We start from the raw sequence: 8,281 nt of genomic DNA, 5'->3' as shown, positions 1-8,281 counted from the left end.
GTTTCACCCCTTATTAGTACCGTGTATGAATAGGGGCCCATTTTCGGCCCCTTTTTTCAATTTATACTGTTTGGCCCCTGGCCGGGCAGTTCACATCTCCCGAGGATTTAAGAATGGCTGAAATTACCGCATCCCTGGTAAAAGAGCTGCGTGAGCGTACTGGCGCAGGCATGATGGATTGCAAAAAAGCGCTGACCGAAGCGAACGGCGACATCGAGCTGGCAATCGAAAACATGCGTAAATCCGGTGCGATCAAAGCAGCTAAAAAAGCAGGCAACGTTGCTGCTGACGGCGTGATCATCACTAAGATCGACGGCACCTACGGCATCATTCTGGAAGTTAACTGCCAGACTGACTTCGTTGCTAAAGATGGTGGTTTCCAGGCATTTGCTAACAAAGTTCTGGACGCAGCTGTTGCTGGTAAAATCACCGACGTTGAAGTTCTGAAAGCTCAGTTCGAAGAAGAGCGTGTTGCGCTGGTTGCTAAAATCGGTGAGAACATCAACATCCGTCGCGTAGCGGCCCTGGAAGGCGAAGTTCTGGGTTCATACCAGCACGGCGCACGTATTGGCGTTCTGGTGGCGGCGAAAGGCGCTGACCAGGAGCTGGTTAAACAGCTGGCAATGCACATCGCAGCAAGCAAGCCGGAATTCGTTAAACCGGAAGACGTTTCTGCTGATGTGGTTGAGAAAGAGTACCAGGTTCAGCTGGACATCGCGATGCAGTCTGGTAAGCCGAAAGAAATCGCAGAGAAAATGGTTGAAGGCCGCATGAAGAAATTCACCGGCGAAGTTTCTCTGACCGGCCAGCCTTTCGTTATGGACCCGAGCAAATCTGTTGCTCAACTGCTGAAAGAGCACAATGCCGACGTGACTGGCTTCATCCGCTTTGAAGTGGGCGAAGGCATCGAAAAAGTTGAGACTGACTTTGCAGCAGAAGTTGCTGCGATGTCCAAGCAGTCTTAATTTTCAAAAGGAGCCGCCTGAGGGCGGCTTCTTTTTGTGCCCATTTTGTAAATTCAGCGCATCGCTTATAGTGACTGTGCTGAAAAGCGGCATACAATGTCGCCAGTATTAACTCATCCCACTCGTTGACAGTCTCAGGAAAGAAACATGGCTACCAATGCAAAACCCGTCTATAAACGTATTCTGCTTAAGTTAAGTGGTGAAGCTCTGCAGGGTTCGGAAGGCTTCGGTATTGATGCAAGCATACTTGACCGTATGGCTCAGGAAATCAAAGAACTGGTTGAACTGGGTATTCAGGTTGGCGTAGTGATTGGTGGCGGTAACCTGTTCCGTGGGGCTGGGCTGGCGAAAGCGGGTATGAACCGTGTTGTGGGCGACCACATGGGCATGCTGGCAACGGTGATGAACGGCCTTGCAATGCGTGACTCACTTCATCGCGCCTATGTGAACGCTCGCCTGATGTCAGCGATTCCGCTGAATGGTGTGTGTGATAACTACAGTTGGGCGGAAGCCATCAGCCTGCTGCGTAACAATCGCGTGGTGATTCTTTCGGCAGGGACCGGTAACCCGTTCTTCACCACCGACTCTGCCGCCTGTCTGCGCGGTATTGAAATCGAAGCCGATGTGGTGCTGAAAGCCACCAAAGTTGACGGTGTGTTTACCGCTGACCCGGCCAAAGATCCGTCTGCCACCATGTACGATCAGCTGACCTACAGCGAAGTGCTCGATAAAGAACTGAAAGTCATGGATTTGGCTGCCTTTACCCTGGCGCGTGACCATAAATTGCCAATTCGCGTTTTCAACATGAATAAACCTGGCGCACTGCGTCGCGTGGTGATGGGCGAAAAAGAAGGCACATTGATTACGGAATAATTTCCGTCAGCGCCAAATCCGGGTAATATTCCGCCTTACTTTCGCGGGTTTATCGCCCGGTGATTTGCATTAAACCTGACTATACTTAGCTCACTTTCGCGGTGAGCGACCGTCTGGTCTGTCTGAGACAAGTTTTCAAGGATTCGTAACGTGATTAGCGATATCAGAAAAGATGCTGAAGTACGCATGGAAAAATGCGTTGAAGCGTTCAAAACCCAAATCAGCAAAATACGCACGGGTCGTGCTTCTCCCAGCCTGCTGGATGGCATTGTCGTGGAATATTACGGCACGCCGACGCCGCTGCGTCAGCTGGCAAGCGTCACGGTAGAAGACTCCCGTACGCTGAAAATCAACGTGTTCGATCGCTCGATGAGCCCGGCCGTTGAGAAAGCGATCATGGCTTCCGATCTCGGTCTGAACCCAAGTTCTGCGGGGACCGACATCCGCGTTCCGCTGCCGCCGCTGACCGAAGAACGTCGTAAAGATCTGACTAAGATCGTGCGTGCCGAAGCCGAGCAGGCTCGCGTGTCCGTCCGTAATGTGCGTCGTGATGCTAACGACAAAGTAAAAGCACTGCTGAAAGACAAAGAGATCAGCGAAGATGACGATCGCCGTTCTCAGGACGACGTGCAGAAAATGACTGACGCCGCCATCAAGAAAGTGGATGCGGCGCTGGCCGATAAAGAAGCGGAACTGATGCAGTTCTGATTCTCTGCCGATACACTCGCCGCCTACCATTATTGATGGGCTGCGGGTGTTAAGTCTGAAACGCCGTACAGAAGACCGAACGCTCAATTCCTGGGATTGTGTTAACACGGTTGGCCCTGTAGCCTCTGGCATGTTTGCCGGAGGTGATACAACGCCGACCTGCTCCCGGATGATTGTGGTGTAAGGGCTTACTGGCGGCGTTTTTCTTTGTTTATCCTGTCTCAATTCTTCTGGACATCTCATGAAGCAATTAACCGTTCTCGGTTCGACCGGTTCAATTGGCTGCAGCACGCTGGATGTGGTGCGCCAAAACCCCGATCGCTTTTCCATCACCGCGCTGGTCGCAGGGAGAAATGTCGACCGTATGGTTGAACAATGTCTGGAATTCTCTCCCCGCTACGCGGTTATGGACGATGTGCAAAGCGCCGACGCGCTGCGTATTCGCCTGCGTGAAAACGGTAGCCGCACTGACGTATTGAGCGGCCAGCAGGCTGCCGCTGAAGTGGCTGCGCTGGACGACGTTGATCAGGTGATGGCGGCGATTGTGGGTGCCGCGGGGCTGGTACCCACGCTGGCGGCTATCCGTGCCGGTAAAACGGTGCTGCTGGCGAATAAAGAGTCGCTGGTCACCTGTGGACGCCTGTTTATGGATGCTGTGCAACAGTACGGCGCGCACCTGCTGCCCGTGGACAGCGAACATAACGCGATTTTTCAGAGTATGCCGGTAACCGTACAGAATAATCTTGGATACGCTGACTTAACACAGAATGGGGTTTTGTCCATTCTGCTGACCGGTTCCGGTGGTCCTTTCCGGGAAACGGCGCTAGCGGAACTGGCGGCGATGACGCCGGATCAGGCCTGCCGTCATCCCAACTGGTCAATGGGACGCAAAATTTCTGTCGATTCCGCCACGATGATGAACAAAGGGCTGGAATATATCGAAGCCCGCTGGTTGTTCAACGCTTCAGCCCGGCAGATGGAAGTGCTGATCCATCCGCAGTCCGTCATTCACTCGATGGTGCGTTATCTTGACGGCAGCGTCATTGCGCAACTCGGTGAACCGGATATGCGCACGCCTATCGCTCATACGATGGGCTGGCCAGATCGTCTGAATTCTGGTGTGCCGGCGTTAGACTTCTGTCAGTTGAGCCACCTGAGCTTTTCGGCGCCGGACTACGGGCGCTATCCGTGCCTCAAACTGGCGATGGACGCATTTGATCAAGGTCAGGCGGCCACAACGGCACTGAATGCGGCAAATGAAATCTCAGTGGCAGCCTTCCTGGCGGAAGAGATTCGCTTTACCGATATTGCGGGAGTCAACCTGGCGGTACTGGATCAGGTGGCGCTGGATGAGCCGCAAAGTATTGATGAGGTGCTGGTTATTGACGCCCAGGCCAGAGTCGTTGCGCAGAAGCAGATAAAACATCTGACAACGCGGAGCTGAACATCACGACACGTTGTGATATTTGTGGGCGCTGGGCTTCAGTGATATAGTCTGCGCCACCCAATCGTTGCATTTTGTTATAAAAGATTGTGGTGACCGTGGAAAAACACGGCTTTTTTGCGTAAAGCTTTGGGGTGTTCTCGGCGATGAGCTGTAGCTTCGGCACTGGATAAAAATGCGTATACAGCGCTGACCGGTTGCTCGCGTTTAGTGGCTTGGCTAATCCTTATTATGGACTTAAAACGCGTTATGTTGTCTGCTAATCACACTGTCAGCGAAATATCGCCTGCGCATGGCTGTCGTCATGTCGCCATTATCATGGACGGCAACGGTCGTTGGGCGAAACAGCAAGGAAAAATTCGCGCATTCGGCCATAAAGCCGGGGCGAAGTCGGTTCGTCGCGCGGTCTCCTTCGCGGCGAACAATGGTATTGAAGCGTTGACGCTGTATGCATTCAGCAGCGAGAACTGGAACCGCCCCGAGCAGGAAGTCAGTGCCCTGATGGAGCTTTTCGTATGGGCGCTGGATAGTGAAGTGAAAAGCCTGCATCGGCATAACGTCCGCCTGCGGATTATCGGTGAGACGACGCGTTTTAATGCTCGCCTTCAGGAGCGTATCCGCAAAGCGGAAGCACTGACGGAGAACAACACGGGCTTAACGCTGAATATTGCGGCGAACTACGGTGGGCGCTGGGATATTATTCAGGGTGTCCGCAATCTGGCCAAACAGGTTCAGAACGGGTTACTTCAGCCCGAACAGATCACGGAAGACATGCTGAGTCAGCAGGTCTGTATGCATGAACTGGCACCTGTAGATTTAGTTATTAGGACCGGGGGAGAGCATCGCATCAGTAATTTTTTGATTTGGCAAATTGCGTATGCCGAACTTTACTTTACCGATGTTCTTTGGCCCGATTTTGCTGAACAGGACTTTGAAGGTGCACTCCATGCCTTTGTTAATCGAGAGCGTCGTTTCGGCGGCACTGAGCCGGGTGGCAATCATGCCTGATGGGGGTCACTTTTGCTGAAGTATCGCCTGATATCGGCTTTCGTTTTAGTCCCCGTGGTGATTGCGACGCTTTTTCTGTTGCCGCCTGCGGGTTTTGCCATCGTCACGCTCGTGGTGTGTATGCTCGCGGCGTGGGAGTGGGGGCAATTTAGCGGTTTCACTTCAACTTCGCAACGCATCTGGCTGGCGCTGCTGTGTGGCCTGCTACTGGCGTTGATGCTTTTCATGATGCCGGAATATCACTATGACGTTCATCAACCGTTGGTTGAAGGAGCGCTCTGGGCCTCGTTTGGTTGGTGGATTGTGGCGCTGTTGTTGGTGCTTTCTTACCCGGCTTCCGCTGCTTTCTGGCGCAACTCGAAAACGCTGCGTCTGATCTTTGGTATTCTGACTATCGTCCCGTTCTTCTGGGGCATGCTGGTGCTGCGCGCCTGGCATTATGCAGATAACCATTACAGCGGCGCGCTGTGGCTGCTGTACGTGATGATTCTGGTCTGGGGCGCGGATTCTGGCGCCTATATATTTGGCAAGATGTTCGGCAAGCATAAGCTGGCTCCCAAAGTGTCTCCGGGGAAAACCTGGCAGGGGTTCTTTGGTGGTCTGGTGACGGCGGCGGTCATCTCCTGGGCCTACGGCCAGTGGGTAAATCTGGATGTTACCCCAACGGTATTGCTGGTGTGTTCCGTTGTTGCGGCACTGGCATCGGTGCTCGGCGATCTGACAGAGAGTATGTTTAAGCGAGAGGCCGGCATTAAGGATAGCGGCCATCTGATTCCCGGACACGGTGGAATACTGGATCGTATCGATAGCCTGACGGCGGCGGTACCGGTGTTTGCTTGTCTGCTATTGTTGGTCTTCAGGACGATTTGACGGAAGGTTTTATGCTAAGCGTACTCTGGAATTTGGCTGCCTTTATCATTGCGCTGGGCGTATTGATTACCGTGCATGAGTTTGGCCATTTCTGGGTGGCTCGTCGCTGCGGCGTCCGCGTTGAGCGTTTTTCCATTGGCTTTGGTAAAGCGTTGTGGCGACGTTTTGACAAGCAGGGAACAGAATTCGTCATCGCTCTTATTCCCCTCGGCGGCTATGTCAAAATGCTCGACGAACGCGTCGAGCCGGTGGCGCCTGAGATGCGCCACTATGCTTTCAATAACAAAACCGTTGGCCAGCGTGCAGCTATCATTGCCGCAGGGCCAATCGCGAACTTCATTTTTGCCATCTTTGCCTACTGGCTGGTCTTTATTATCGGTGTCCCTGGCGTCCGTCCGGTTGTTGGTGAAATAGTACCCGACTCGATTGCCGCACACGCACAAATTGCAAAAGGTACGGAACTTAAAGCGATAGATGGCATCGAAACGCCTGATTGGGATGCGGTGCGTATGGCGCTGGTCTCGAAGATAGGCGATGAGCAAACAATAGTTACGGTCGCCCCTTTCGGGAGCAGTCAGCGCCAGGATAAAATCCTCGATCTGCGGCACTGGGCGTTTGAACCGGATAAACAAGATCCGGTGACATCGCTGGGTATTCAGCCTCGCAGTGCGCAGATTGATACGGTGCTGGCTGAAGTGCAATCTGGCTCGGCGGCGCAGAAGGCCGGTTTGCAAGCGGGCGACAGGATCGTTAAAGTCGATGGTCAACCGTTAACGCAGTGGATGACGTTTGTCAATCTGGTGCGTGATAATCCGGGTAAGACGCTGATTCTGGAGATCGAGCGACAGGGGAGTCCCTCGTCTGTTACGCTGACGCCAGACAGCCGAACCGTAAAAGGGAAAGCCGAAGGGTTTGCAGGGGTTGTACCTAAGGTTATCCCGCTGCCTGATGAATATAAGACAGTGCGTCAGTACGGGCCGTTTGCCGCCATTGCTGAAGCCACAGATAAAACCTGGCAACTGATGTCATTAACCGTCAGGATGCTGGGTAAATTGATAACCGGAGATGTCAAACTGAACAACCTCAGCGGGCCGATTTCTATCGCCCAGGGGGCTGGAATGTCAGCGGAGTTTGGGTTGATTTACTATCTGATGTTCCTTGCGCTGATTAGCGTGAACCTCGGAATAATCAATCTGTTCCCGCTTCCCGTCCTGGACGGGGGTCACCTGCTATTTTTGGCGATTGAAAAGCTGAAGGGCGGGCCGGTATCCGAGCGAGTTCAAGACTTTAGTTATCGCATTGGCTCAATACTGCTGGTGTTGTTAATGGGGCTTGCACTTTTCAATGATTTCTCTCGGTTGTAAGAGAGTTTGTTAGGAAGAACGCATAATAACGATGGCGATGAAAAAGTTGCTCATAGCGTCGCTGCTGTTTAGCAGCGCAACCGTATACGGTGCTGAAGGGTTCGTGGTGAAGGACATTCATTTCGAAGGCTTGCAGCGTGTCGCTGTTGGTGCGGCCCTCCTCAGTATGCCAGTGCGTCCTGGCGATACGGTGACCGATGATGATATCAGTAACACCATTCGTGCTTTGTTTGCCACTGGCAACTTTGAGGACGTCCGCGTCCTGCGCGATGGTGATACCCTGTTGGTGCAGGTGAAAGAGCGCCCAACGATTGCCAGCATCACTTTCTCCGGTAACAAGTCGGTGAAGGATGACATGCTCAAGCAAAACCTTGAGGCATCCGGCGTTCGCGTTGGGGAGTCACTTGACCGCACGACCCTCACTGATATCGAGAAAGGGCTGGAAGATTTCTACTACAGCGTCGGTAAGTATAGCGCCAGCGTAAAAGCTGTCGTGACACCGCTGCCGCGTAACCGCGTTGACCTGAAACTGGTATTCCAGGAAGGCGTCTCGGCGAAAATCCAGCAGATTAACATTGTCGGTAACCATGCGTTCAGCACCGATGAACTGATCTCAACCTTCCAGCTACGCGATGAAGTGCCGTGGTGGAACGTTGTCGGCGATCGCAAATACCAGAAGCAGAAGCTGGCCGGGGATCTCGAAACCCTGCGCAGCTACTATCTGGATCGCGGCTACGCGCGTTTCAACATCGACTCCACTCAGGTGAGCCTGACGCCGGATAAAAAAGGCATCTACATCACCGTGAATATCACTGAAGGCGAGCAGTACAAGCTTTCCGGTGTTCAGGTGACGGGCGATCTGGCGGGACATTCAGCAGAAATCGAAGCGTTGACCAAAGTCGAGCCGGGCGAGCTGTATAACGGCGCCAAAGTGACCAAAATGGAGAATGATATTAAGAAACTCCTCGGTCGCTATGGCTATGCCTATCCGCGCGTCCAGTCTCAGCCGGAAATTAACGATAGCGATAAGACCGTGAAACTGCACGTCA

8 protein-coding genes are annotated in these 8,281 nt (G+C 53.1%); all 8 read left to right on the top strand.

Annotated elements, in window-relative coordinates; all coding sequences use genetic code 11:
* The first annotated feature begins 113 nt into the window (after nt 1–113).
* Complete coding sequence (gene tsf / locus ACZAHD_RS19315; RefSeq protein ID WP_346430370.1) at nt 114–965, top strand: translation elongation factor Ts; 852 nt, start codon at nt 114–116, stop codon at nt 963–965.
* 147 nt (nt 966–1,112) lie between these two features.
* Nucleotides 1,113–1,838, top strand: coding sequence for a UMP kinase (gene pyrH, locus ACZAHD_RS19310; RefSeq protein WP_004858112.1), 726 nt, complete (start codon nt 1,113–1,115; stop codon nt 1,836–1,838).
* 150 nt (nt 1,839–1,988) lie between these two features.
* Nucleotides 1,989–2,546 carry a ribosome recycling factor gene (gene frr, locus ACZAHD_RS19305; protein ID WP_004858114.1) on the top strand — a complete coding sequence of 186 codons (558 nt, stop codon included), beginning with the start codon at nt 1,989–1,991 and terminating at the stop codon, nt 2,544–2,546.
* A 241-nt stretch (nt 2,547–2,787) separates the two neighbouring features.
* Entirely contained in the window at nt 2,788–3,990 is a 1,203-nt protein-coding gene (ispC, locus tag ACZAHD_RS19300; protein ID WP_462458211.1) for a 1-deoxy-D-xylulose-5-phosphate reductoisomerase, read from the top strand.
* A 249-nt stretch (nt 3,991–4,239) separates the two neighbouring features.
* Nucleotides 4,240–4,998 (top strand): (2E,6E)-farnesyl-diphosphate-specific ditrans,polycis-undecaprenyl-diphosphate synthase, encoded by a 759-nt coding sequence (ispU, locus tag ACZAHD_RS19295; protein WP_462458210.1) that lies wholly within the window; start codon nt 4,240–4,242, stop codon nt 4,996–4,998.
* Between the two features lie 12 nt (nt 4,999–5,010).
* On the top strand, nt 5,011–5,868 hold the full coding sequence (gene cdsA / locus ACZAHD_RS19290; protein ID WP_462458209.1) for a phosphatidate cytidylyltransferase: 858 nt from the start codon (nt 5,011–5,013) through the stop codon (nt 5,866–5,868).
* Nucleotides 5,869–5,879: 11 nt separating this feature from the next.
* Nucleotides 5,880–7,232: a sigma E protease regulator RseP gene (gene rseP / locus ACZAHD_RS19285; protein ID WP_462458208.1), complete on the top strand. Its 1,353-nt coding sequence runs from the start codon at nt 5,880–5,882 to the stop codon at nt 7,230–7,232.
* A 31-nt stretch (nt 7,233–7,263) separates the two neighbouring features.
* A partial coding sequence (gene bamA / locus ACZAHD_RS19280) for an outer membrane protein assembly factor BamA (protein ID WP_462458207.1) occupies nt 7,264–8,281 on the top strand: 1,018 nt, incomplete at its 3' end.

Origin of the sequence: Raoultella sp., from assembly GCF_039594335.1 — a bacterium.
Lineage (GTDB): Bacteria > Pseudomonadota > Gammaproteobacteria > Enterobacterales > Enterobacteriaceae > Klebsiella.
Note: the sequence above shows the minus strand (reverse complement) of the source record. Positions and strands in the feature narration are given on the sequence as shown.